Here is a 25554-nt window from a genome sequence, read left to right as displayed (position 1 = left end):
ATGACAACCACCTTCGCCCACCCGCCAGAGCCAGCGCCCAAGCGGCGCGCGGCAGACGTGGCCTACGACGCCATCGAAACCATGATTTCCACGCTGCAGCTTCAGCCCGGCAGCCCGGTGGTCGAGGCCGAGATTGCGGAGCGCACCGGCCTGGGCCGCACGCCGGTGCGCGAGGCGCTGCTGCGCATGGTGTCCATCGGGCTCATCGTGCAGCAGCCCCGGCGCGGGCTGCTGGTGTCGCACATCGACCTTGCCGACCACCTGGACGTGATCCAGACCCGCCGCGTGCTGGAACGGCTGCTCGCCTCCAACGCCGCCCGTCGCGCCACCGCGCCGCAGCGCCAGGCCATCGTGCGGTGCGCCGAAAACATGATGGAAGCCGCAACGCGCGGCCACCTGGACGGCTACATGCAGGCCGACCATGCGCTCGACCTCGTCACCCACCAGGCCAGCCAGAACCACTCGGCCGTCAAATGCGTGCAACCGCTCATCGTGCAGTGCCGCCGCTTCTGGTACGCCTACCAGCACGAAGGCGATGTATCAGAAGGCGCCCGCGCGCACCTGCAACTGGCGCAGGGCATTGCGAGCGGCGACGAAGCCCAGGCGATGGCAGGTGCAGAGCAGCTGATGGACTACCTGGAAAAGTTTGCACGGCGCATCATCGACCGCTAACCCCGCAGGCGCCGCTAGCGCATGCACCCGACCCGCTAAAAATACTCCCATTTTTATAGCTATCTGCGCTTTCTGCATAAGCGCTGGATCCCTATTTAATTCATATTTTTCTTCTACCCCCAATGCCAGCACAGGTTTGCCGACGCGACAGTCGGCCAAGGTGTTTGGCGCTACCCTTGCCCCCTTCCTTCTTGCGTTGCTGATGAGAGACCTCCATGGACATGAAGACATCCCCCCTCGCCCTGCTCAACGACCCCACCCTGCTCAAGACCGATGGCCTCATCAACGGCCAGTGGGTGGCTGGCAGCAGCCGCTTTGATGTGAACGACCCGGCCACCGGCCTCAAGCTGGCCGATGTGGCCAACCTGGGCCCGGCCGATGCAGAGGCCGCCATTGCCGCCGCCAACGCCGCTTGGGGCCCGTGGAAGACCAAGACCGCCAAGGAACGCAGCACCATCCTGCGCAAGTGGTTCGATCTGCTCATGGCCCACCAGGACGACCTGGGCCGCATCATGACCGCCGAGCAGGGCAAGCCGCTGGCCGAAGCCAAGGGCGAAGTCGCCTATGGTGCGAGCTTTGTGGAATGGTTTGCCGAAGAAGCCAAGCGCGTCAATGGCGAAACGCTGCCCACCTTTGACAACAACCGCCGCCTGCTGGTCTTGAAGCAGCCCATCGGCGTGTGTGCGGCCATCACGCCATGGAACTTCCCGCTCGCCATGATCACCCGCAAGGTGGCGCCCGCGCTGGCCGCAGGCTGCCCCGTGGTCATCAAGCCCGCCGAGTTGACGCCCCTCACCGCCTTGGCCGCCGCCGAGCTGGCCCTGCGCGCGGGCATCCCGCCCGGTGTGTTCAACATCCTGCCGGCCGACAGCGACAACTCCATTGCCATTGGCAAGGTGCTGTGCGCGAGCGACGTGGTGCGCCACATCAGCTTCACCGGCTCCACCGAAGTGGGCCGCATCCTGATGGCGCAGAGCGCGCCCACGGTCAAGAAGATGTCGCTGGAGCTGGGCGGCAATGCGCCCTTCATCGTGTTCGACGATGCCGACATCGACAGCGCCGTGGAAGGCGCCTTTGCCAGCAAATACCGCAACGCGGGCCAGACCTGCGTGTGCTCCAACCGCTTTTATGTGCAGGAAGGCGTGTACGACGAGTTCGTCGCCAAGTTTGCGGCCAGGGTCAAAACCGCCAAGGTGGGCAATGGCTTTGAAGACGGCGTGAACCAGGGCCCGCTGATCGAGGAAGCCGCACTGGAAAAAGTGCAGCGCCATGTGGATGACGCCCTGGCCAAGGGCGGCAAGGTGGTGGCGGGCGGCCAGCGCCTCCAAAGCCTGGGCTCGGGCCAGTTCTTCGAACCCACGGTGGTGGCCAATGCCACGGCCGACATGCTGTGCGCCCGCGAGGAAACCTTTGGCCCCTTTGCGCCCATCTTCAAGTTCAAGACCGAGCAGGAGGCCATAGACGCCGCCAACAACACCGAGTTTGGCTTGGCCAGCTACTTCTACAGCCGCGACGTGGGTCGCATCTTCCGCATGACGGAGGCGCTGGAATACGGCATGGTGGGCGCCAACGTCGGCATCCTGGCCACCGAGCATGTTCCCTTTGGCGGCGTCAAGCAGTCGGGCCTGGGCCGAGAGGGCTCGCACCACGGCATGGATGACTACGTGGAGATCAAGTACCTGTGCGTGGGCGATGTCCAGAAATAAAAGCGCTTCTCTTTTGATGGCTTCTGACGCATACCCATCAAGCGCTAGTGTACTGAGTTCAAAATTCATTGAATTATTTTCCCTGACGGTGATCAGTCGTGAAGTGTGTTTCACGACGAGGTGCCCATGAGCGGTAGGCCGAAGACTCCATTGGTGTTGAGCGTGATGGAGCGAGAGCAACTGATTGCGTTGACCAAGCGTCGCAAGACCGCGCAGGCCTTGGCGCTGCGAGCGCGGATCGTGCTCGCTTGCGCAGAGGGCTTGGACAACAAAGTGGTCGCAGCACGCCTGCGGGTCACGCAGCAGACGGTTTCCAAGTGGCGGGGCCGTTTTGTTGAACTGCGCATGGGGGGTTGATGGATGCGCCGCGCCCTGGCGCTCCGCGCACAATTGAAGATGAGCGCGTCGATGCAGTGATCGTCAAGACGCTGGAGTCTGTGCCAGTTGGCGCGACTCACTGAAGCACCCGCACCATGGCCCACGCAATGGGCATGTCACAGACGGCTGTCAGTCGAATCTGGCGGGCTTTCGGTCTACAGCCGCACCGCCAGGAGACGTTCAAGCTCTCCAGTGATCCGTTTTTTGTCGACAAAGTCCGTGACATCGTCGGCTTGTACATGGACCCGCCCGTCAAGGCGATGGTGCTGTGCGTGGATGAGAAGAGCCAGATACAGGCGCTGGACCGCAACCCCCAACTGCGCTGCGCGCGCGCCCAACGTGACGACACCCTGGTGGCGCACATCGAGCGCGTCTGGCAAGCCAATAAGCGGGTCTACGGCGCCGACAAGATCTGGAAACAGATGAACCGCGAAGGGCTGTCCATTGCCCGCTGCACGGTCGAGCGCTTGATGAAGCGCCTGGGATTGCAGGGCGTGCGCCGTGGCAAGGTGGTTCGCACCACCATCAGCGACATGAAAGCACCGTGCCCGCTGGACCGGGTCAACAGACAGTTCAAGGCCGAGCGGCCCAACCAGCTGTGGGTCTCGGACTTCACCTACGTTTCAACCTGGCAGGGGTGGCTGTACGTGGCCTTCGTGATCGACGTATACGCCAGGCGCATTGTGGGGTGGAGGGTCAGCACCTCCATGCACACGGACTTTGTTCTTGATGCCCTGGAGCAGGCCCTGTATGCCCGGCAACCCGAGCGTGATGGGGAATTGATTCATCATTCCGACAGGGGGTCGCAATACGTCAGCATCCGCTACTGCGAACGGCTGTCAGAGGCAGACATCGAGCCCTCGGTGGGCAGCAAGGGCGACAGCTATGACAACGCCTTAGCCGAGACGATCAACGGGTTGTACAAAGCCGAGGTGATCCACCGACGGTCCTGGCCAACCCGTGAATCGGTGGAGCTGGCCACGCTGGAATGGGTGTCCTGGTTCAACCATCACAGGTTGCTCGGACCGATCGGATACATACCGCCTGCAGAGGCTGAGGCAAACTACTACCGGCAACTCGCCAGTCAGACCTCCATGGTGGTGGTCTGACTTAAACCAACCGGCCTCCACGAAACCCGGGGCGGTTCAGTCTGTACGGCGTATCGGAATACCTGACCGCCATCTGTTGCAGGTCTTGCGCTGTACTAAGAATGCCCTTGGCTTCGACCTTGCGCAGCGCATCCAACACGGTCTTCGCCCTGATTGACGCAATCGGCATAGACCCCATCTCCGGGAACATGTACATCTCATTCATGCGCAGCCACTTCGCAGCCTGTGATGCGCTCCAGCTTTCGGCCTTGAGCTTGTGGAATTCCCGAGCCACAGTTTCGTAGGTGTTGGCTGCTGCCAGCTTTTCGGCCTGCTTTGCTTCTTGCTTTGCCATGCTCGGATCGATACTTTGCGCGATGAGTTTCTTTGCCTCATCGCGCCCCCTTCGCGCCTGTGCGAGTGAGATAGAGGGGTACACACCCAGCGACAGAGTCTTTTGCTTGCCGTACAGCCTGTAGTTCATTCGCCAGTATTTGCCCGCTGCCGTGACGTGCAAGTACAACCCTCCGCCATCACTGTGCTTGTCGCCAGACGGCCGTCCGCTGTACTTCGTACTGTTCTTGATGAAGGTGTCGTTCAAGCTCATCGGACTGCCCCGCTGGTAGGTGTGCTGGTATTTGGCTTGTTGGCAAAAGCTGGTACCGGTCGCCTACCAACATAACTGCCACCAAAGAGTTGGTATGTCATGCTAGTCAATGAAGTTGCGTGAGACAACAAAAAACCCGCTGCTCCAATAGAGACAACGGGTTATAGGTTGGTTTGATGCCTGATGAGATGGCAATTTGGAGCGGGTGAAGGGAATCGAACCCTCGTATGAAGCTTGGGAAGCTGCCGTTCTACCATTGAACTACACCCGCCTGGCGCTGGTCCGTTGGCTGGCAACGGCTTCTGCGCAGAGGCTGCTGACGAGAGGCCGCCGTTCAGTTCAGGCTGCAGCGTATCGACTCTAGCAGTATTGTAGCCACGCCGCGGCACCCCTCAATCACCGGCTGGAGGAATTTATGTCTGAGTTGCGCTCCAGGGTTTGAGCTTTTAGCGCGGCAGCAAGGGCCGGACAATGCAAGACAATAGAGGCTTCAGAAACTCCCAGCAAAAGAAGGAAACGCCCAATGCAATTGAGCGACGACCGAACGCAGGCCACATTGGCGATCAACAAGACACTCACGGCGTCAGAGTTGGAGAACGTGATCCGTGAGCTGGCCACGTTGCGCTCGCAGATGACGCCCGAAACCACGCCTGCGCCCAAAGATGAAAATGGTGTCGGCGTTTCGGTGATGACGCAGGACAACCCCACCATCGCCGTCAAGCACCCCTTGGAAGACGCTTACGTGACGGTGTACCTGCGCAGCTTGGGACTGGGATGGACGGCATGGCGCCTGCACCCCGACACACAGCGGGCTCTCGCTGAACTCTTCAGTTCGCAGCTGCCCAAGATTGCTCCGGCCAAGAACAAACCGATTCCCTTTCGCTAGCGGCACGTCTGGCGGGAACGGCGGGCCGTAGGTTCCTTACGCAGCTATGGCAGGAGCAAGCGCTGTCCGCTTTCAAAAAAGCGCGGAACCTGTGTGACCGGGTCCACAAACTCCAGCGACCGCGCCAGCAACTGCAGGGGCCGCGTGTAGTCGCCTTCGGGCGGGTCATTGACCACTGGGTAGAACGGGTCGTTGCGCAGGGGCAGGCCCAGCGCGGTCATGTGCACGCGCAGCTGGTGGCGTTTGCCGGTGACCGGCGTGAGGCGGTAGCGGGCCCAGGCGCCAGACGCTGCCACCTCCAGCAGTTGCATCTGCGTGTGGCTGTTAGGCGCGCCGGGCACTTCCTGCATGCGAAAGAACTGCGGGCTTTCCTCCAGGCGGCTCATGTGGTCGCGTGGAAACACGAGGTCTTCACGCCAGGGCGCAACCGCTTCGTAGTGCTTGGTGATCTGTCGGTCGCGAAACAGCGCCTGGTAAGCGCCGCGGGTGCGCTGCTGCACCGACAGCAGCACCAGCCCCGCCGTGTCCCGGTCAATGCGGTGCAGGGGCGACAGTTCGGGCAGCCCCAGCTGGTGCTTGAGTCGTACCAGCAAGGTGTTGTGCAGGTAACGGCCCGACGGCGTAACGGGCATGAAATGGGGCTTGTCGGCCACCACGAGGTGCTCATCCTGGTACAGCACGGTTTCTGCCGACGGCAGCGCCGGCTCCGCGGGCAGGCTGCGGTAGTAGTACACGCGCAGGCTGCCTTCAAACGGGCGCCCGGGGGCCACGGGCTGGCCGCGCTCGTCCACCACATCGCCCGCCAGCATGCGCTGCCGCCACTCGTCGCGCGAGACTGCGGGCAGACGGTGTGCCAGAAAGTCCAGCATGCTGCCCCGCCCGTGGCTGGGCAGCACCACGCAGCTGGGCCCCACACCGTCACGCATGGGGGGGGCGTGGGGATGGCGGGGGTTGTGCATGGGGGGCGATTTTAGGAGGCTGTAGGACAAGGGCGGCAGTTGCATCGCCAACGCCGCATCGCGCACCGATGCGGGCTAGCATGAAACCCACCAGACCCTCCGCGCGCACGCGCCCTGCCACCGGTTGGTGTGTGCAGTGCGGGCCATAACCCGACCCTTTTCATGCCATCGCCCGCCCATCCCCCTGCCGATCTTGACCGCCCTGATTCAGCCACTGCGCGCCACGCTCCGACGCTTGGACGGCGCATCGCACGGTGGTTGCTGATAGCCCTGGGGCTTGCAGCCGCGCTGCTGCTGGTGCTGGGTGTCTTACTGGCGGTGATGGACTGGAACCGCGCAAAACCGTGGATCAACGAGAAAGTGAGCGAGGCCACGGGCAGGCACTTTGCCATCGAAGGCGATCTGTCGGCAGCGTGGCGCTGGCCGCAGCCCCTGGAAGACGGCTGGCACCGCTGGATACCCGGCGTGACGGTGCAGGCCGAGCAGCTGGTGATGGACCAACCGCAGGGGTTTGCGCCGCCCTTCCAGCGCGCCGATGGCAAAGCACGGGAAGATGAAGACGCCAGTCTGCCGCAGGCCGCTACCATGGCCCGCATCGACCACGCCACGGCCACGGTGCGTTTGCTGCCACTGCTGGGCCGGCACCTCTCGATCGACACCGTGGCCCTGACCGGCCCGCAGGTGGCGCTGGCCCGCACGGTGGACGGCACCAACAACTGGACCTTTGCGCGCAAGGATGGCCCCCGCAGTGGCTGGAGCTTTGATGTGGACCGGCTGGTCATCCACCAGGGCACGCTGGGGTACGCCGATGGCATGAAGGACCTGGACCTGCAGGCGCGCATCGACACCATCGACCCCATCCAGCCCAGCGCACCCGCCAGCCCCGCTTCCGGCGCTCCTGCCAGTGCTGCCAGTGCTGCCAGTGCTGCCAGTGCTGCCAGTGCTGCCACGGCAGACACTTCCAACCCCGCGCTCTCCCCGGACGGCATGCCCTATGGGCTGCGTTTTGAGCTCAAGGGCCGCTACGCCAAGGCGCAGATCAAGGGCACAGGGCGCGCGGGCCAGGTGATCAGCCTGCGCAACAAGGTGGTGAACTACCCGCTGCAGATTGACGCGAGCGCAGGCAGCGTGGCATTGTCGGCCGAGGGCGTGCTGGCGAACCCGGGCGCGCTCTCGGGGCTGGACTTCCAGGTGTTCCTCCAGGGCGCCAGCATGGCCGACCTGTACGAGCTGACCGGGCTGGTGCTGCCCAGCACCCCGCCGTTCGCCACGCGGGGACGGCTGACTGGCAGCCTGGAGCCCGAGCGCGCCGTGTGGGAGTACAGCGACTTTCGCGGCAAGGTGGGCCAGAGCGACCTGCAGGGGTCGCTCAAATACACCTCGGGCAAACCACGCCCCCGGCTCACCGGCACCATGACATCCAACCAGCTGCGCCTGGCAGACCTGGGGCCCGCGCTGGGAACCCGCCAGCCCGGCAACACCCAGCCAGCCCGCAGCCGGGGCGGCAAGGTGCTGCCGGATTCGCAGTTTGCGGCCGAGCGGTGGAATGCCATGGACATGGACATCGTGTTCAAGGGCCGGCACATCATCCGCCCCGAAAGCCTGCCGCTGCAGGACCTGAGCCTGCGTGCCGTGATGGAAAACGCGCAGCTGCGGCTGGCTCCCCTCACGTTTGGCGTGGCCAAGGGCAAGATCGAATCGCAGGTCACCATCGATGGCCGCGCCGCTCCCCTCAAGGCCCAGATACGCGGCACCGTGCAGGGCCTGCAGCTGTCGGCGCTGTTTCCCAAGGTGGAGCTCATGAAGAAAAGCTTCGGCCGCATGGACGGCGCCATTGCCCTGGCGAGCACCGGCAACAGCGTGGCCGGGCTGCTGGGCCACGGCACGGGTGAGATGCGCCTGTATGTGCGCGAAGGCACGCTGAGCAAGCAGATGCTGGACCTGGCGGCGCTCAACCTGGGCAGCATCATCGTGGGCAAGCTGTTTGGCGAAGACAAGGAAGTGCACCTGCGCTGCGCGGTGGCTGACTTCACCGTGGTGGATGGCCTGGCCACCACGCGCACCGTGAAGATGAGCACCGACGACGCCGTGGTGGAGGCCACGGGCACCATCGACCTGGGCACCGAGGCGCTCGACCTGCGCATCAAGCCCGAATCGCTGGAATGGAAGTTCTTTTCACTGCGATCGCCCCTGTACGTGAGGGGCACGTTTGGTGACCCTGATGTGGGCGTGGAGGCCGGCCCGCTGCTGCTGCGCGCAGGGGCAGCGGTGGTGGCCGCCGTGGTGGCCCCGGCGGCGCTGGCCCTGCTGCCCATCACCGTGCCGGCGGCCGACGATGACACCCATTGCAAACCGCTTCTCGACCTGGCCCGCCAGCCCGTCAAGCCCGGTGCGCAAGGGGCGGCCGGCGCAGCCTCGCGGCCCGCCCGCTGAGCAGCACCTGCAGAAGAGCAACACCGCTTTCAATGAAAGTCGCGGCTGCCCCGCAAGGCCTGGGCCATGCGGCCGAGCAGCGGTGTGAGGTCCTTGAACCGCTGCGCCACAAGATGGCGCACCACCGGGGCCGGTGCCGCCCCGCCGGAGGGCGAGACAACGCACTGCCACACGCCCTCCACCGCCAGCAATTGCGACCGGAGCAGCGCATTGCGCCAGGTGTCCACCAGCGCAGGCCAGACGATCACGTTGACGGGGCCGGTCTCGTCTTCGATCGTGACGAACATCGTGCCCTTGGCGGTGCCCGGGCGCTGGCGCACGGTGACGATGCCGCAGGCGCGCACCTTGCGGCCGTGCGGCACGTGGTTCAGCTGCAGTGCTGTTTTCAGGCGCCAGCGGTCCAGCCGCGGGCGCAGCAGGGCCAGCGGGTGGCGGCGCAGCGTGAGGCCGGTGGCGGCGTAGTCAAACAGGATCTCTTCGCCCTCGGCCGCTTCGGGCAGCTGTAGCGGCGCTTCTTGCACGGGCACGTCGCGCCACAGGGGCGGCGCGGTGTGCTGCGCGGCGGCATCCCACATCTGCTGGCGCCGGTGGCCCGACAGGCTGGCCAGGGCGTCGGCAGCGGCCAGGGCCTGCAGGTCCTGCTGGCCCAGCTGCGCACGCAGGGCCAGGTCTTCGGTGCTGGCAAAGGCGGGTCCGGTGGCGCGGGCCTGCAGAAGGCGCCGGGCGGCGTCTGCATGCAGGCTGCCCACCAGCCGCAGGCCCAGGCGCACGGCGGGCTGCGGCAGCAGCGGCGCGCCCAGGCCACGTGCGGGGCGCAGCGGCTCGGGCGCGCCCTCCAGCGTGCAGTCGATGTCGCTCACGGTCACGTCAATGGGCAGCACGCGCACACCGTGGCGGCGGGCGTCCTGCACCAGTTGCGAGGCGCTGTAAAAGCCCATGGGCAGCGAGTTGAGCAGCGCGGCCAGAAAACACGCGGGCTCATGGCACTTGAGCCAGCTGCTGGCGTAAGCCAGCAGCGCAAAGCTGTGGGCGTGGCTTTCCGGAAAGCCGTATTCGCCAAAGCCCAGCATCTGCTGAAAGATGGCCTGCGCGAATTCGGTACGGTAGCCGCGCGCCTCCATGCCGCCGATCAGTGGGCGCTCAAACCGGTGCACGCCGCCCTTGCGCTTCCAGGCGGCCATGGAGCGGCGCAGGTCGTCGGCCATGCCGGGGCTGAAGCCCGCCGCGATCATGGCGATCTGCATCACCTGCTCCTGAAAGATGGGCACGCCCAGGGTGCGCGCCAGGGCGGCCTCCAGTTCGGGCTTCTCAAGCTGCAGGGGCTCGCCCCGGCACCTGCGCTCGCGCGCCTGCAGGTAGGGGTGCACCATGCCGCCCTGGATGGGGCCGGGCCGCACGATGGCCACCTCGACCACCAGGTCGTAGAACACGCGCGGTTGCAGGCGGGGCAGCATGCTCATCTGGGCGCGGCTTTCGATCTGGAACACGCCCACGGTGTCGGCGGCGCAGATCATGTCGTAGGTGGCGGGGTCTTCGCGCGGGATGTCGTGCAGCAGCCAGCGCTCACCGCGCAGCGCTGCACGCAGGTTCAGGCAGCGGCGCAGCGCGCTGAGCATGCCCAGCGCCAGCACATCGACCTTGAGCAGGCCCATGGCGTCCAGGTCGTCCTTGTCCCACTGGATGACGGAGCGGTCCTGCATGCTGGCGGGCTCCACCGGCACCAGGCGCGTGAGCTTGCCCTGCGTGAGCACAAAGCCGCCCACATGCTGGCTCAGGTGGCGCGGAAAACCCGTCAGGTCGGCGGCCAGCTCCAGCCACAGCGCGGCGGTGTGCCGGTGCAGCGGGGTGCCCAGGCCTTGTGCCAGCTCCTGCAGGCGGTCTGCGGCAATGTCTTCGTCAAACCAGTGGTGGTCTTTGGCAAACGCATCGACCAGCGTGGGCGCCACACCCAGCGCCTTGCCCACGTCGCGCAGCGCGCTGCGCGTGCGGTAGGTGGTGACCACGGCCGCAATGGCGGCGCGGTCGCGTCCGTATTTGCCGTAGATGTACTGGATGACTTCCTCGCGCCGGTCGTGCTCGAAGTCCACGTCGATGTCGGGTGGCTCGCTGCGTTCCTTGCTGATGAAGCGTTCGAACAGCAGGTGCGAGTTCTCGGGCGCCACGGCGGTGATGCCCAGCACGTAGCACACCACCGAGTTGGCCGCCGAGCCCCGTCCCTGGCACAGGATGCCCTGGCTGCGCGCAAACCGCACGATGTCGTGCACGGTGAGGAAGTACATCTCGTAGCGGCAATGCGCAATCAGGTCCAGCTCCTTGCGGATCTGTGCGGCAATGGCGGCGGGCACGCCCTGCGGGTAAAAGCTGGCGGCGCCGCTGTCCACCAGCCAGGCCAGCGCCTGGGTGGGGGTCATGCCGGGGGGCACGGTCTCCAGCGGGTACTGGTACTGGATCTCGGCCAGGCTGAAGGTGCAGCGCTCCGCCACCGTGAGCGTGGCGGCCAGCAGGTCGGGCGGGTAGATGCCGGCCAGCCGCACGCGCTGGCGCAGGTGGCGCTCTGCGTTGGGCTGCAGGGCAAAGCCGCATTCGGCCACGCTGCGCCCCCGCTGCACGGCGGTGATCACGTCCTGCAGCGGCTTGCGCGAGCGGGCGTGCATGTGCACGTCGCCCGCGGCCACCAGCGGCAGGCCCAGGGCTGCGCCCGCACGCTGCAACGTGGCCAGCCACAGGCTGTCGTCCGGGGCGAGGTGCAGCGCGACCGCCAGCCACAGGTGACCGTCAAAATTAGAGTCAAATTGGCCTCTGGCGCTTGACAGACAAGCGCTAACAGCTATCAAATCAGAAGCATCAAAGCGTTCGCGGCAGGGGGCCAGCAACACTTCGCACCCCGCCAAGGCAGCCCATGGGCTGGCCGCACCCACGTGGTATTGCCCTTTGGGTGCCGCCGCGCGGGCCGCGGTGATGAACTCGCACAGGTTGCCCCAGCCCTCGGCATCCCGCGCCAGCGCCACCACCCGCAGGTCGCCCCACAGAAACTCGCTGCCCACGATGAGGTGCAGGCCGCATTCCCGGGCGACCTCCCAGGCGCGCACCACGCCCGCCACCGAGCATTCATCGGTCAGCGCCAGGGCCTGGTAACCCAGCTTCGCAGCGCGCTCCACCAGCTCTTGCGGATGCGACGCTCCGCGCTGAAAACTGAAGTTGGACAGGCAGTGCAGCTCGGCGTAGTCCGGCAAAGGCGGCAAGGGCGGCAAGGACAAGGGCGGCGGCACTGCCTGCCGGGCCACAGCGGGGGTGTTGCGGTGTGCAGGTGCCATGGCATCACCCAAAAATGCCGTGCAGAAACCAGCGCTGGGGCTGGGTCGCCGCGGGGGCGCCTGCCTGCGGAGCCAGCCGCTCGCGGAACACCCACACCAGCCCGACCACATCGTTGTGCGCCACAAAGTAGTCGCGCAGGGCGAGGCCCGCACTGGGCTGGCCCGGGTCTGCCGCGCCCTCCCCGGCTGCCGACCACCAACCGGCCTCGAACCGGTGCGGCCCCGCCAGCAGGCGCAACAGGCCATGGTGGCAGGGGCGGTTGCCCTGCACCGCCAGCCGCCGCGGCGAACGCAGCAGCCAGGCAGGCCACAGGGTGGCGTCAGGCAAATGTGCGCGGCCAGAAAGCCTGTCGGACCGGGCAGTCGTCGGCTGCAAAGCGTGAACACCGTCTTTTTGCCCCAAAGCCCCCGCCTGCACGGCACGGGCCCGGCCCAGCACCTCGGCCGCCGGGCGCCATTGCTGCATGCACTCGGGCCGGTGGTCGGCCTGCAGCACCGGGGCCTGTACCTGGTCCGCCCCCAGGCGGGCCGACAGGCGCTCCAGCAGCTGGAGCAGGCTCTCGCCCTGCCCCTGGGCAGCGTCACCGCCCTCACCCGGCCCTGCGGGGGGTAGCAGGCTGGCACTGCGGTGCGGCAGCGGCGCAGATTCCAGCAGCCGCAGCGTGATCTGGTTGACCGGGGCGGCCAGGGTGGTGCGCGCCAGGTTTTCAGACAGCAGGCGCCGCAGGTGCGCTATGTCTTGCGTGGCCTGCGCCGTGCGTATCTGCAAGGCCTCTGTGGGGGCAATCGCCACTCCGTCGATGCGCCGCAGGTCGTGGCGCCAAGCCAGTTCCAGCGCCAGCGCCCCCCGCTGCCGAGCCTGCAGCCAGCTTTGCAACGCGGTGAGGCTGCGGTGGGCACTCCACAGCAATGCATCGGCCGACTCGGCCAGCGCGGGCAACTCGGCGGTCAGGGCGAACTGTTCGGGCAGTTCCAGCCAGGCGTGCACTTCGGGGGCATGGCCCAGGGCCTGGTCCAGCACGTGCAGCACGCCTGCCCCCAGGCGCCGCGCCACCCCCGCGCGGGGCAGTGCCCGCAAGGCTCCCCAGGTGCGGCAGCCCATGCGCTCCAGGCTGGGCACATGCGGGCGCAGGGCGGTCAGCGTGTGCAGGGGCAGGGTTTCAATCCTTTGCTGCAAACGGTCCGATTGCCCGGCAAGCGCCATGCGCAACCAGGCCTGTGCCACCAGGGCCGTGGGCCCGGTGCCCCAGGCGGCCTGGGCGCCTGGCGGTGGCAAGGTCGCATCCACACACGCGGCAAAAGCCTCTGCCCAGGCACGCTGCACCTGCGCCAGCAAGGCATCGCGCCCGCCCCACAGGCGCTCGGTGGTCGAGACCTCCAGCAGCACGGCCTCACCATCCACCAGCGCCACGCGCGGGGTGAAACGCAAGGCCCACCAGCCTGCCGCCGCCGCTTTCACGGTACCGCCGACAGGCCCAGAAGGCTCATCGCACCAGGGCCATGGCAGCGCGATCCAGTGCATGCCCCCTCCCCTCTGGCCCTGTCTTCCCTGGCGGGGCGCCATGCCCCCCGGGAGGGGCCGGGGCTGCCGCCGCAGAGCGTGCTGCCACCCAGGCGCTGGCCACCACCTGCGCGGCGCGCCGGCGCTCGGCCTGCGCCAGCAGCACCTGGGCCAGCCGGGGGTGGCAGCCCGGCAGAAGAATCCCCTCCACCAGCGGCGGCCCCCGGCGCTTGAGGATGTGCACCTGCATGCCGGGCGGCGCCACCCCGTCCCCCGGCAAGGCCTGCCCCTCCAGCCGCAGCCGCAACAACGCAGGTGACGCCTGCTGCGCGACACCGAGCGGGCGAAACACCCACAGCAACTGATCGTGCTGCGCCGCCGCCAGTTGCAACCGGCGCAAGGCGGCAGATTGCGCCTGGGGCAGCCAGGCCATGACGGCCAGCACATCGCGGCAGCGCAGCGCCTGCTCGGCCGCCCAGAGCGCAGCCCGGGCGGTGTCGGCCCGCACCACGCACAGGCGCTCTGCCGCCAACCCCTGCGCCCTGAGCGCCGGACCAAAGGGCTCACACGGGGGCGCCACCACCACCACGGCGCCTGCGCTGCGCGCCACGGCCTGCGCCAGTGCGGGCAGCACCAGCTGCCATTCGTGCAGGCCCACGGCGGGTTGCAAGACCTCGCTCAAGGCCCCCACGGGCCAGCCACCCCCCGGCAGCTGCGCATCCAGCAGCGCATACCCCGTGGGCTGCACGGGCTGCGGCCCCGCGCCCAAGGCGTCCGCATGCCAGATGCCGGGCACGGCAGACGGCAGATCGAACGCAACCCGCAGGGGGGAGCATGGCGCAGGCATGGTGGTGCAGGAGTTCAGAAATCAAAAACACTGTTAATATAACCAGTATTTTGAATTCCGGGGCATCCCGGAGCCCCCGCACAGCAGTCAGGAAAAGCGCTGTGAGGCTACAGCTTGCGCAGCGCCCAGTCGCACCAGTCCGCCACTGCCGCGTCTGCAGGCGTGGCGCGGTCCGACAGCTGGGGCCAGCGGCGGTGGCAGGCATTGAGGATGCTTTGCAGTTGCCACAGCGCCTCACGCCCGACCAGCGCCACCTCGGCCAGGCCGATGGCGTCGCCCTGCAGTTGCGCCATCAGCTCGCCCAGGTGCCGGGGATGGGAACCTGCTTCGATCAGGGCTTTCTGGAGCGCCCCCAGGCGGGAATCCGCAAATCCAAAGGCGCTGCCGGCCCCGGCCCTTGCAGCCGTATCGGCAGGCAGGCCTGCCTTGAGCTGGTCCCAGCAGGCAAAGGCCTCGGCCAGCAGCTCGATCTGGCGGGGTGCATCGTTGCCCAAAGGCATCAGGGCCGACTCGCGGGCCACCTCTTCCTGCAGCAGCGGCAGGATGAAAGCCACCAGCGCAGCGGGGAACTTGCGGTGGTTCAGGCGCAGCACCAGCGACAGCCGCTGGGCGGGCATGTCGTCGTATTTTTCGTAGAACGCGGCCACCACCTCGGCCAGCAACAGGATGCGGCCCATGGGTGTGATGTCGGCCCCTGCCAGCGCGCGCGGGTAGCCGCTGCCATCCATGCGCTCATGGTGTTCCAGCACGGCCACTTCCGCAGCCCGCGGATACGCCTGCGTGTCGCGGATCATCAGCATCGCCGAGATGGGATGCGCCACCAGGTGCTTGCGCTGCGCACCCACCACCTTGTGGTCAGGGTCGCTCCAGGCCGGGTCCATGTGCAGCACCCCCAGGTCATGCAGCAAGGCGGCTGCGGCCAGGGTGCTGCACTCACGTTCAGCCAACCCGCTTTTGATGCCCAGGAAGATGGCCACCGTCATCATCTGCAGGCTGTGCTGGAACAGTTCGGGCCGCTGGTCACGCATCACCGTGAGCTTGCAGGCCATGGAGGCAGGCAGGGGCAGCGAACGCAGCGGCGCCAGCAGCCGGGCGGAGGCCCCCAGAGCCTCGGCCAGCATGTGGGGCAGCGTCTCCTCTTCGATCAGCGCCTGGCATGCCGCCAGCAGGGCGGGCACGTCCACCGGGTTTTCGATGGACAGGTGGCGGTCGATGGGTTCACGCAGCTTGTGCTGCACCAGGCGGTCATACAGGCGGCTGTCGATGCGGGTGCCTTTTTCGACCAGCTTGATGCCGTTGTCGTTGTAAATGGCAGCGTCAGCGACCACCGTGCGCTGGTCGGCCATCCCGACCAAGGCGCGCAAGTAGTGGGGGCTGTTCTCGATATCGAGGTCGGGGGGTAGGGAAAGGTCTGTCATGCACAACACAAGAGCTTGCCTTGGACTATATGACGTTACCCTTTGATGGCGACTGCGGCGCGCACCCTGCGCAAGCCCGGCTTGAGTCAGATCAATTCACTGCGCTGATGGAGCAGCACAACTCCCCACGCAAAACAAAAAAAGGCCGGAGCTCCTGAAGGAGTCCCGGCCTTTCTTTGGCCTGGCGGCTGCTCTGCCCGCAGGCGGGCTGGCAGGCAGGTGGGCAGGTTTACTGGATGAGCGTGACGCCGGTCTTGGCCTGCAGGGCCTCAAAGGTCACGCCGGGAGCCAGCTCCACCACCTTGAGCCCCTGGGGCGTCACGTCCATGACGGCCAGGTCGGTGATGATGCGGTCCACCACACCCACGCCCGTCAGGGGCAGCGTGCAGGTTGGCAGGATCTTCATGTCTTCGGTGCCATCCTTCTTGCGGGCCACATGCTCCATGAGCACGATCACGCGCTTGACGCCTGCCACCAGGTCCATCGCGCCACCCATGCCCTTGACCATCTTGCCGGGAATCATCCAGTTGGCCAGGTCGCCCTTTTCGCTGACCTGCATGGCGCCCAGGATGGACAGGTTGATCTTGCCGCCACGGATCATGGCAAACGACTGGTCGCTACTGAAGATGGACGAGCCCTTGATGGTGGTCACCGTCTGCTTGCCGGCGTTGATCAGGTCGGCATCCACTTCGTCTTCGTTAGGAAACGGACCGATGCCCAGCATGCCGTTTTCCGACTGCAGCCAAACTTCCTTGTCGGCGGGCACAAAATTGGCCACCAGCGTAGGGATGCCGATGCCCAGATTCACGTAAAAGCCGTCTTCGAGCTCATGGGCGGCACGTGCCGCCATTTGGTCTTGACTCCACGACATATGTATTTCTCCAGCTTGTTCTATGACGGCAGGCTCAAACGCCCGCCTTTTCAGTGATCGTGCGCTTTTCAATGCGCTTTTCCGGGTTCGGGTTGTGCACGATGCGGTGCACGTAGATGCCCGGCAGATGGATCTGGTCGGGCACCATGGCACCGGTTTCCACCACTTCTTCCACTTCAACAATGCAGATCTTGCCGGCCATGGCTGCGGCAGGATTGAAATTGCGGGCCGTCAGGCGGAACTGCAGGTTGCCCGACTTGTCGGCGCGGTGCGCCTTGACCAGCGCCACTTCAGGCACCAGCGAACGCTCCATCACGTAGGTTTCGCCATCGAACTCGCGCAGCTCCTTGCCCTCGGCCACCACCGTGCCCACACCGGTCTTGGTGAAGAAGGCCGGGATGCCAGCACCGCCCGCGCGCAGCTTTTCGGCCAGCGTGCCCTGGGGGGTGAATTCCAGCTCCAGTTCGCCGGCCAGGTATTGGCGTTCGAACTCCTTGTTCTCGCCCACATAGGACGAAATCATTTTTTTGATCTGGCGGGTTTCGAGCAGCTTGCCCAGACCAAAGCCGTCCACACCGGCGTTATTGGAGATCACGGTGAGGTTCTTGACGCCCGAATCACGCAATGCGTCGATCAGTGCCTCCGGAATGCCGCACAACCCGAATCCACCCACGGCCATGAGCTGGCCATCTGCAACCACGCCTTCAAGGGCTTCGGCCGCGGAGGGAAATAACTTGTTCACCACGATCTCCTTGTGTATTTGGATGCGCTACGATACTACTTATCCGAATAAGTAGTACCCCGTAAAGATTTGCACTATGGACGTTGATTACCGACTCGCTTTCGATATGGCCCCCGTAGGCTTGGTGCTCTCACGCAACCGCACCATGGTCGACTGCAACCGGCATGTCTGCGAGATGTTTGGCGCCTCGCGCGAGGTCCTGATCGGCCAGTCGTTCCAGATACTGTATCCAAGCGCAGACGAGTATGAGCGCCTGGGCGCGCACATGGAGCCCATTCTCAACGCCAAGGGCCACTACGCCGACAACCGCATCATGAAGCGCGCCAACGGCGAGGTCTTCTGGTGCCATGTCTCGGGCCGCGCGCTCAACCGCGATGCCCCGCATGAATCGGGCATCTGGAGCTTTGAAGACCTGAGCTCGCAGCGCCCCGTGAAGGCTGAGCTGACCGGGCGCGAGCGGGAAGTGGCCGCGCGCCTGCTGGAGGGCCTGACCTCCAAGGAGATCGGCCGCACGCTGGAGATCAGCCACCGCACGGTGGAGATTTACCGGGCGCGCCTGATGCGCAAGTACAACGCATCCACCGCGGCAGACCTGGTGCACAAGCTGCTGGCGGGCGGCTAAAGCCCGCCCCCCCCGGGCCGCTTCGCGTCAGCCCTTTTTGGGCCCGTCAATCACCTCGGCGGCGGTGCGAAAAGCCTCCACGGCCGAGGGCAGGCCACAGTAGATGCTGGCGTGCAGCAACACTTCCTGGATTTCTGCCGCCGTGGCACCGTTGTTGAGCGCGCCGCGCACATGGCCCTTGAGCTCGTGCTGCTTGCCCAAAGCAGTGAGAAAAGCCACGGTGATCAGGCTGCGCGTCTTCATGTCCAGCCCTGGGCGCTGCCACACATCGCCCCACGCATTGCGGGTGATGAACTCCTGAATGGGCTGGGTGAACTGCGTGGCATTGCCAAAGGCATTGGCCACAAAGTCCTCGCCCATGACCTGTTTGCGCGTGGCCAGGCCCTTGTCGAAGTCTTTGGTGGATGGGGGTGTTTGCGTCATGCGGGCTCTCCAGTTCGGTGTGGGCCGCAATGGTAGCCGCCCCCACATGCCCCAAGCACAACGCCACCGACCATGCCCTGCATCAGGCAAAGCCGGTGGCGCAGTCAGATCGCTCAGGCGTTCGGGGTGGGCCCGTGCAGGTCAAACCGGTCCAGGTTCATCACCTTGGTCCATGCGCGCACGAAGTCCTGAACGAACACCGCCTGGGCATCGCTGCCTGCGTACACCTCGGCAAGGGCGCGCAATACCGAGTTGGAGCCGAACACCAGGTCGGCCACGGTGCCGGTCCACTGGCGCGCACCGCTCTTGCGATCCACCCCTTCCAGCACACCCGCGGCGTCCGGTAACTTTTGCCACCGGGTGCGCATGTCGAGCAGGTTCACGAAGAAGTCATTGCTCAGGTTGCCGGGGTGCTGCGTGAAGACACCATGGGGCACCTGGCCCACATTGGCGCCCAGCACACGCAAGCCGCCTACCAGCACCGTCATCTCGGGGGCTGTCAGGGTGAGCTGGTTGGCGCGGTCCACCAGCAGCTCGGCCACCGCGCCTTCCAGCCCGGGGCGCACATAGTTGCGAAAGCCGTCGGCCACCGGCTCCATGACTTCAAACGAAGGCACATCGGTCTGCTCTTGCGTGGCATCCGTACGACCGGGTGCGAACGGCACGGTCACGTCCTGGCCCGCCTTGCGGGCAGCGGCCTCCACGGCCGCACCACCGGCCAGCACGATGAGATCGGCCATCGAGATCTTCTTGCCCCCCGTCTGCGCGGCATTGAACTCCTGCTGGATGGCTTCCAGCGTGCCCAGCACCTTGGTCAGCTGGGCCGGCTGGTTCACGTCCCAGTCTTTCTGCGGTGCCAGGCGGATGCGTGCGCCGTTGGCACCGCCGCGCTTGTCGCCACCGCGGAAGGTGGACGCCGAGGCCCAGGCCGTCGATACCAGCTCCGAAATCGACAGGCCCGATGCCAACACCCTGGCCTTGAGCGCTGCGATGTCCTGTTCATTGACCAGTGCATGGTCCACCGCAGGAACCGGGTCTTGCCAGATCAGCACTTCGGCGGGCACTTCAGGGCCCAGGTAGCGTGCGCGCGGCCCCATGTCGCGGTGCGTGAGCTTGAACCAGGCGCGGGCGAACGCGTCGGCAAACTGATCGGGGTTCGCCAGGAACCGGCGCGAGATTTTTTCGTAGGCCGGATCAAACCGCAGCGACAGGTCGGTGGTCAGCATGGTGGGCACCAGCTTCTTCGACGGATCGTGCGCGTGCGGAATCGTCGCCGCCGCACCCTTGGCCGTCCACTGGTGGGCGCCCGCAGGGCTCTTGGTCAGCTCCCATTCAAAGCCGAACAGGTTTTCAAAAAAGTTGTTGCTCCACTGTGTGGGCGTGGTGGTCCAGGTGACCTCCAGCCCGCTGGTGATGGCGTCACCGCCAAAGCCGCTGCCGTGCTTGCTGATCCAGCCCAGGCCCTGGTCTTCGATACCACCCGCTTCGGGCTCGCTGCCCACCAGCGCGGCGTCGCCCGCGCCGTGTGTTTTGCCAAAGGTGTGGCCGCCCGCGATGAGCGCCACGGTTTCCTCGTCGTCCATGGCCATGCGCGCAAAGGTGTCGCGGATGTCGCGTGCTGCGGCCACAGGATCGGGGTTGCCGTTGGGGCCCTCGGGGTTGACGTAGATGAGGCCCATCTGCACGGCGGCCAGCGGGTTGGCCAGGTCGCGCTCGCCGCTGTAGCGCTTGTCGCCGCCCAGCCAGGTGCTCTCTGCGCCCCAGTACACGTTCTCGTCCGGCTCCCACACGTCGGGGCGGCCGCCGGCAAAGCCGAAGGTCTTGAAGCCCATGGATTCCAGAGCCACGTTGCCGGTCAGGATCATCAGGTCGGCCCACGAGATCTTGCGGCCATATTTCTGTTTGATGGGCCAGAGCAGGCGGCGCGCCTTGTCCAGATTGGCGTTATCGGGCCAGCTATTGAGCGGCGCAAACCGCTGCTGCCCTGCCCCTGCGCCGCCACGTCCGTCCGCCAGGCGGTAGGTTCCGGCGCTGTGCCAGGCCATACGCACGAACAAGGGGCCGTAGTGGCCGAAGTCGGCGGGCCACCAGTCCTGCGAGTCGGTCATCAGCGCGCGCAGGTCGGCCTTGACGGCAGCGAGATCCAGGCTCTTGAACTCCTCGGCATAGTTGAAGCCATCGCCCATCGGGTCGGAGAGCGGGGAGTTCTGGTTCAGCGGGCGTAGATTGAGCTGGTTGGGCCACCAGTCCGCATTTCCACGGCCTTTGGGCGGTGCAGCCCTGGTGTGGTCAAAAGGGCATTTGGCTTCTGAGGTCATGGGAATCTCCTGTGAAAACGTGGCAAGGAACCGTGAGGTTGGGGAGGATGTTACAAATGACCAGAAAATATGTAAATTGAATTAAACAAATTTATTCAATAGCCAATTCCAATCGATTGACCCATCGGACCCCAAGGACACGATCACAGACCCGGGTCCGCCGTCCCGCGGTTAGCTCGGCGCCGCGCAGCATCCGCGATACTGGCCAGAACAAACACCCAGGAGACCCACCGTGAGCCGCTACCCCTTCCCCGACCTGAACACCCTGCCCGACGACATCCGCACGCGCATTCTGGAAGTGCAGGAAAAGGCCGGTTTCATCCCCAACGTGTTCCTGGCGTTTGCCCGGCGCCCGGCCGAGTGGCGCGCGTTTTTCGCCTACCACGACGCACTCATGCTCAAGGAAGAAGGCAGCCTGACCAAGGGCGAGCGCGAGATGATCGTCACTGCCACCAGCGCGGCCAACCAGTGCCTGTATTGCGTGGTGGCGCATGGCGCGATCCTGCGCATCTACGAGAAAAAACCGTTTGTGGCCGACCAGGTGGCCGTGAACCACCGCAAGGCCGACATCACGCCGCGCCAGCGTGCCATGCTCGACTTTGCAATGAAGGTCTGCCAGCGCTCGCACGAGGTGGAGGACGCCGACTTCACCGCCCTGCACGCCCATGGCTTTGACGACGAGGACATCTGGGACATCGCGGCCATCACGGCGTTCTTTGGCCTGTCCAACCGCATGGCCAGCTTTGCGGGCATGCAGCCCAATCCCGAGTTCTATCTGATGGGTCGGGTGCCCAAGCAGAAGTGATCAGCACGACACAATTGCTGCATTTTTGATAGCTGCCAGTGCTTATCCATAAAGCGCTGGAGCCCTATTTCACTAAATTTTCAGTCCGCCGTCACCAACGTCCGCATCCAGTCCGGCAGCGGCGCCGCCTTCTGCTGCGGGAAGTCCACCCAGATGGTGGTGGCACCACCGGCCGCACAGATGACGCCCGGCTGGTCCACCCGCTCCATCGTGCCCCAGGTCTCGAACGTGGTACGGCCCGGGTCGCTCACGTAGAATTTGAGCAGCACATCGGCGGGGTATTCGAGCTGCTTGTAGAAGTTGCAGAACGCATTGACGATGACCGGCCCCTGCCCGCGCGGGTCGGGGTTGCAGCCCACCGACACCATCCAGTCGATGCGGGCCGTTTCCAGGTAGCGAAAGTAGACGGTGTTGTTGACATGGCCCATGGCGTCCATGTCGCCCCAGCGCACCGGGAAGCGTGTCTCAAAAACGAGCTTTTTGACCTCGGGGATTTCGATCTTCATACCGCGAAGCCGTCGTCCGCCGCAATCACCGCGCCATTGATGAAATGGCTCTGGTCACTGGCCAGCATGACCAGCAGCGCGTCCAGGTCCTGCGGCTGGCCTACGCGCTTGCGCGGCAGCATGTCCATGAGCTTCTTGCCCTGCTCGGTCTGCCAGTGGTGGTGGTTGATTTCGGTGTCGATGTATCCCGGGCAGATCGCATTCACGTTGATGCCGAACTTGCCCCACTCCAGGGCCATGGCCTTGGTCATCTGCACCACGGCGGCCTTGCTCATGCAGTAGGCGCCGATCTGCGGCAGCACCTTCAGGCCCGCCATCGATGCAATGTTGATGATGCGACCGCCCGTGAAGCTGCCCGGCGCGGCACCGCGCGAGCGGGCCAGCATGCGCTTGCCCACCTCTTGCGCCACAAAGAAGGCGCCCTTCACGTTGGTGTCGAAGATGAAGTCGTAATCCTCGGGCGTCACGTCCTGAATGCGCTGCGTGGTGCTCACGCCCGAGTTGTTCACCAGAATGTCGATGGAGCCCATTTCGGTCTCGGCATGGGCCACAGCGGACTTGATGGAGTCGTGGTCGGTCACATCGAGTTCGATCACATGGGCATCACCGCCCTCGCCTTCGATGCGCGCACGCAGCTCCTTGAGCTTTTCCACGCGGCGGCTGGCCAGCACGACGCCTGCGCCCGCGCGGGCCAACGTGCGGGCAAACTGAGCGCCCAGGCCGCTGGAGGCGCCCGTGATGAAGGCCACGCGGCCAGACAAGTCGATGCTGTATGTCATTTAGAGTCTCCCTACTGATCAAAATAGAACGGTCGTTCGATTGTCTGCATTCCGTGAATACAATCAGTCGCCAGACAGACAGTGCGCGGTCGGCGCTCTGTAGAAAATAATTCATTATCAAACGCCCGACGAGAAGCCCATGACAAACGAAGAAATCATCGCCCAGTATGGCCCCCGTGAATCGATGGAATACGACGTGGTGGTCGTGGGCGGTGGCCCCGGCGGTTTGGCCACTGCGATCCGCCTGAAGCAGCTGGCGGCCGAAAAAGGCCAGGACGTCTCGGTGGTGGTGCTCGAAAAAGGCTCCGAACCCGGCGCCCACATCCTGTCGGGCGCCATCATGGACCCCAAGGCCCTCACGGAGCTGATACCCGACTGGAAAAAGCGCGGCGCACCGCTGAACCAGCCCGTCACCGACGACGCCTACATCTTCCTCAGCGAAAAGTCGGGCTTTCGTGTGCCCAACATGTTCCTGCCGCCATTTGCGCACAACCACGGCAACTACATCATCAGCCTGGGCAACCTGACCAAGTGGCTGGGCGAACAGGCCGAAGCGCTGGGCGTGGAAATCTTCCCCGGCTTCACTGCGGCTGAAGTGCTCTACAACGACAACGGCTCCGTCAAGGGCGTAGCCACCGGCAATCTTGGCATCGGCAAGGATGGCGAGCCCACCGAGAACTTCCAGCTGGGCATGGAGCTGCTGGGCAAATACACCGTGTTCGCCGAAGGCGCACGCGGCCACCTGGGCAAGCAGCTGATCGCCAGGTTCCACCTCGACAAGGACCGCGACCCGCAAAGCTTCGGCATCGGCGTCAAAGAGCTGTGGGAGATTGACCCCAAGAAGCACCAGCCCGGCTTTGTGATGCACACCGCTGGCTGGCCCATGGAAAACGACACCTACGGTGGCGCCTTCCTGTACCACCTGGAAGACAACAAGGTGGCCGTGGGCTTCGTCACCGGCCTGGGCTACCAGAACCCCTACCTCAGCCCGTTTGAAGAGTTCCAGCGCTGGAAGACGCACCCCAACGTTCGCTACTACTTCGAAAACGAAAAGGGCGAGATCACGGCCAAACGCCTGTCCTACGGCGCGCGTGCCATCAATGCCAGCGGCATCAATGCCCTGCCCAAGACGGTGTTCCCGGGCGGCGCGCTGGTGGGCTGCAACGCAGGCTACCTGAACGTGGGCCGCATCAAGGGCAGCCACGCGGCCATCAAGACCGGCATGCTGGCCGCAGAAGCCGCCTACGACGCCGTGGTGGCAGGCCGCCAGCACGACGAACTGACCGCCTACCCCGAAGCCTTTGAAAAGAGCTGGCTGCACACCGAGCTGAACAAGGACCGCAACTTCAAGAACTGGTTCAAGTACGGCCTGACCACGGCCACGCTGATGAACGGTTTCGAGCAGTTTGTGTTGCGCGGTCACATCCCCTGGACGCTGCACCGCGACAAGCCCGACCACGCCTATCTGAAGCCTGCGGCCGAGTGCAAACCCATCGTCTATCCCAAGCCCGATGGCAAGCTGACGTTTGACCGCCTCTCCAGCGTGTTCATCAGCAACACCAACCACGAAGAGAACCAGCCCTCGCACCTCACGCTCAAGGACCCGAGCGTGCCGGTCAACATCAACCTGGCCAAGTACGCCGGCCCCGAGGCGCGCTACTGCCCCGCCGGTGTGTACGAGTTCGTGCCCGACGAGGGCAAGGGCGGCGGTGCCCAGCGCCTGCAGATCAATGCGCAGAACTGCGTGCACTGCAAGACCTGCGACATCAAGGACCCGACGCAGAACATCGTGTGGGTGACGCCGGAAGGCGGTGGCGGGCCCAACTACGCCGGCATGTAATTGCCACAAAACTCATAGCGCTTTGCGCTTGATGGGCCTGCGTTGCAGGCCTTTTTCTTTGGGAAAACCGGTCTAACCCGCAAACAGCGGCAGATCCGCCTTCTTGAGCGTGCGCAGCACAAAGCTGGAGCGGCTGTGGCGGATGCCCTTGATCTTGTAAAGCTTCTCGCGCAGCAGGCGCTCGTAGTCGCGCGTGTCTTTCACCACCACCCGCAGCAGGTAGTCGTAGTCGCCGGAGACGAGGTGCGCCTCGATCACTTCGGGAATGCTGGCCAGCGTTTCGCCAAACTTTTCGAGCGTGTTGTCCGAATGGCTGTCGAGCGTGACCTGCACGAGCACGGTGTCAGCCAGGTCGAGCGACTGCGGGTTGATGCGCACCGTGTAGCCCTGGATGACACCGGCCTCCTCCATCTTCCTGATGCGGCCCCAGCAGGGCGACGGGCTCAGGCCCACGGCCTGGCCGATTTCTTGCAGGCTGGCGCGGGCGTTGGCCTGCAGCACGGCGAGAATTTTTCTGTCGAGACGATCCATCGGCCTGATTATTCGCTCAGATCTCCATTTGCAGAAGGATTTTCTGCAGCAACCCATTTTTGAAGCGAATTCAGCAAATTCATCTCCGCCGTGCAGCGCATACTTCTTCCATCAAGGCGCTCTTACCGGAGCGCACGAAATGACAAGGCCCCGGCTGGTTACCGCCAGCGCGGGGCCCTTGGCATGGAGCACTGCGCGATGCCCACCAACCGTGCATGACAGGAAGCTGACGCCCTGCATTGATAAGCACGCTTACCAGCACAAACCCCGATGCTCCGGCCACCGGCGCGACACCATAATTTCCCAGC

20 protein-coding genes, 1 tRNA gene and 1 pseudogene are annotated in these 25554 nt (G+C 65.1%); 8 read left to right on the top strand and 14 right to left on the bottom strand.

Going from position 1 to position 25554, the window contains the following annotated elements; all coding sequences use genetic code 11:
- From AAFF19_RS12350 to AAFF19_RS12340, 3 genes and pseudogenes are all read left to right on the top strand, one after another.
- A complete protein-coding gene (locus AAFF19_RS12350; protein ID WP_182119152.1) occupies positions 1–672 on the top strand; it encodes a GntR family transcriptional regulator in 672 nt (223 codons plus the stop codon).
- Positions 673–887: 215 nt separating this feature from the next.
- Positions 888–2378 carry an NAD-dependent succinate-semialdehyde dehydrogenase gene (locus tag AAFF19_RS12345; protein WP_342720262.1) on the top strand — a complete coding sequence of 497 codons (1491 nt, stop codon included), beginning with the start codon at positions 888–890 and terminating at the stop codon, positions 2376–2378.
- Positions 2379–2504: 126 nt separating this feature from the next.
- A pseudogene (locus AAFF19_RS12340) lies at positions 2505–3865 on the top strand (IS3 family transposase).
- Between the two features lies 1 nt (position 3866).
- Here the strand turns inward: AAFF19_RS12340 and AAFF19_RS12335 are convergent.
- Positions 3867–4451: an integrase arm-type DNA-binding domain-containing protein gene (locus tag AAFF19_RS12335; protein ID WP_182119153.1), complete on the bottom strand. Its 585-nt coding sequence runs from the start codon at positions 4449–4451 to the stop codon at positions 3867–3869.
- Positions 4452–4648: 197 nt separating this feature from the next.
- Positions 4649–4722: transfer RNA gene (locus AAFF19_RS12330), tRNA-Gly, on the bottom strand.
- Between the two features lie 252 nt (positions 4723–4974).
- Between AAFF19_RS12330 and AAFF19_RS12325 the strand changes: the two genes are divergently transcribed.
- Positions 4975–5337 (top strand): hypothetical protein, encoded by a 363-nt coding sequence (locus AAFF19_RS12325; protein WP_182119154.1) that lies wholly within the window; start codon positions 4975–4977, stop codon positions 5335–5337.
- 44 nt (positions 5338–5381) lie between these two features.
- Here the strand turns inward: AAFF19_RS12325 and AAFF19_RS12320 are convergent, their stop codons facing one another.
- Positions 5382–6296, bottom strand: a complete 915-nt coding sequence (locus AAFF19_RS12320; RefSeq protein ID WP_182119155.1) for a pseudouridine synthase — start codon at positions 6294–6296, stop codon at positions 5382–5384.
- Between the two features lie 162 nt (positions 6297–6458).
- On the opposite strand from AAFF19_RS12320, the gene AAFF19_RS12315 reads away from it, so the two are divergent.
- The gene (locus AAFF19_RS12315) at positions 6459–8729 is read left to right on the top strand and encodes an AsmA family protein (RefSeq protein WP_246330838.1); all 2271 of its coding nucleotides are present in this window, start codon (positions 6459–6461) and stop codon (positions 8727–8729) included.
- Between the two features lie 29 nt (positions 8730–8758).
- Here AAFF19_RS12315 and AAFF19_RS12310 read toward each other — a convergent pair whose 3' ends face one another.
- From AAFF19_RS12310 to AAFF19_RS12285, 6 genes are all read right to left on the bottom strand, one after another.
- Positions 8759–12043 carry an error-prone DNA polymerase gene (locus tag AAFF19_RS12310; RefSeq protein WP_342720261.1) on the bottom strand — a complete coding sequence of 1095 codons (3285 nt, stop codon included), beginning with the start codon at positions 12041–12043 and terminating at the stop codon, positions 8759–8761.
- Positions 12044–12047: 4 nt separating this feature from the next.
- On the bottom strand, positions 12048–13565 hold the full coding sequence (locus tag AAFF19_RS12305) for a DNA polymerase Y family protein (RefSeq protein ID WP_342720260.1): 1518 nt from the start codon (positions 13563–13565) through the stop codon (positions 12048–12050).
- Positions 13528–14391 carry a translesion DNA synthesis-associated protein ImuA gene (gene imuA / locus AAFF19_RS12300; RefSeq protein ID WP_342720259.1) on the bottom strand — a complete coding sequence of 288 codons (864 nt, stop codon included), beginning with the start codon at positions 14389–14391 and terminating at the stop codon, positions 13528–13530. Before imuA ends, AAFF19_RS12305 begins: the two co-directional genes overlap by 38 nt.
- 107 nt (positions 14392–14498) lie before the next feature.
- Positions 14499–15809 carry an HD domain-containing phosphohydrolase gene (locus AAFF19_RS12295; protein WP_342720258.1) on the bottom strand — a complete coding sequence of 437 codons (1311 nt, stop codon included), beginning with the start codon at positions 15807–15809 and terminating at the stop codon, positions 14499–14501.
- Positions 15810–16038: 229 nt separating this feature from the next.
- Positions 16039–16680 (bottom strand): CoA transferase subunit B, encoded by a 642-nt coding sequence (locus AAFF19_RS12290; protein WP_008906251.1) that lies wholly within the window; start codon positions 16678–16680, stop codon positions 16039–16041.
- 34 nt (positions 16681–16714) lie between these two features.
- On the bottom strand, positions 16715–17422 hold the full coding sequence (locus AAFF19_RS12285) for a CoA transferase subunit A (protein ID WP_008906250.1): 708 nt from the start codon (positions 17420–17422) through the stop codon (positions 16715–16717).
- Between the two features lie 76 nt (positions 17423–17498).
- Here AAFF19_RS12285 and AAFF19_RS12280 point away from each other — a divergent pair, with 76 nt between their 5' ends.
- Positions 17499–18044 (top strand): PAS and helix-turn-helix domain-containing protein, encoded by a 546-nt coding sequence (locus AAFF19_RS12280; RefSeq protein WP_008906249.1) that lies wholly within the window; start codon positions 17499–17501, stop codon positions 18042–18044.
- A 27-nt stretch (positions 18045–18071) separates the two neighbouring features.
- Here AAFF19_RS12280 and AAFF19_RS12275 read toward each other — a convergent pair whose 3' ends face one another.
- Together AAFF19_RS12275 and katG are read right to left on the bottom strand one after the other, a co-directional pair.
- Positions 18072–18467, bottom strand: coding sequence for a carboxymuconolactone decarboxylase family protein (locus tag AAFF19_RS12275; protein WP_182119160.1), 396 nt, complete (start codon positions 18465–18467; stop codon positions 18072–18074).
- 113 nt (positions 18468–18580) lie between these two features.
- Entirely contained in the window at positions 18581–20785 is a 2205-nt protein-coding gene (katG, locus tag AAFF19_RS12270; protein WP_182119161.1) for a catalase/peroxidase HPI, read from the bottom strand.
- A gap of 232 nt (positions 20786–21017) precedes the next feature.
- Here katG and AAFF19_RS12265 point away from each other — a divergent pair, with 232 nt between their 5' ends.
- Positions 21018–21590: a peroxidase-related enzyme gene (locus tag AAFF19_RS12265; protein ID WP_008906246.1), complete on the top strand. Its 573-nt coding sequence runs from the start codon at positions 21018–21020 to the stop codon at positions 21588–21590.
- Positions 21591–21670: 80 nt separating this feature from the next.
- Here the strand turns inward: AAFF19_RS12265 and AAFF19_RS12260 are convergent, their stop codons facing one another.
- Together AAFF19_RS12260 and AAFF19_RS12255 are read right to left on the bottom strand one after the other, a co-directional pair.
- Positions 21671–22096, bottom strand: coding sequence for a thioesterase family protein (locus AAFF19_RS12260; RefSeq protein ID WP_008906245.1), 426 nt, complete (start codon positions 22094–22096; stop codon positions 21671–21673).
- Positions 22093–22875: an SDR family oxidoreductase gene (locus AAFF19_RS12255; RefSeq protein ID WP_182119162.1), complete on the bottom strand. Its 783-nt coding sequence runs from the start codon at positions 22873–22875 to the stop codon at positions 22093–22095. Before AAFF19_RS12255 ends, AAFF19_RS12260 begins: the two co-directional genes overlap by 4 nt.
- Before the next feature lie 139 nt (positions 22876–23014).
- Between AAFF19_RS12255 and AAFF19_RS12250 the strand changes: the two genes are divergently transcribed.
- Positions 23015–24715, top strand: a complete 1701-nt coding sequence (locus AAFF19_RS12250; RefSeq protein ID WP_182119163.1) for an electron transfer flavoprotein-ubiquinone oxidoreductase — start codon at positions 23015–23017, stop codon at positions 24713–24715.
- Positions 24716–24787: 72 nt separating this feature from the next.
- Here the strand turns inward: AAFF19_RS12250 and AAFF19_RS12245 are convergent, their stop codons facing one another.
- Complete coding sequence (locus tag AAFF19_RS12245; protein WP_008906242.1) at positions 24788–25246, bottom strand: Lrp/AsnC family transcriptional regulator; 459 nt, start codon at positions 25244–25246, stop codon at positions 24788–24790.
- Positions 25247–25554: the final 308 nt, after the last annotated feature.

The organism is Acidovorax sp. FHTAMBA, assembly GCF_038958875.1.
Taxonomy (GTDB): Bacteria; Pseudomonadota; Gammaproteobacteria; order Burkholderiales; family Burkholderiaceae_C; genus Acidovorax.
This window is presented reverse-complemented; position numbering and strand designations above follow the sequence as displayed.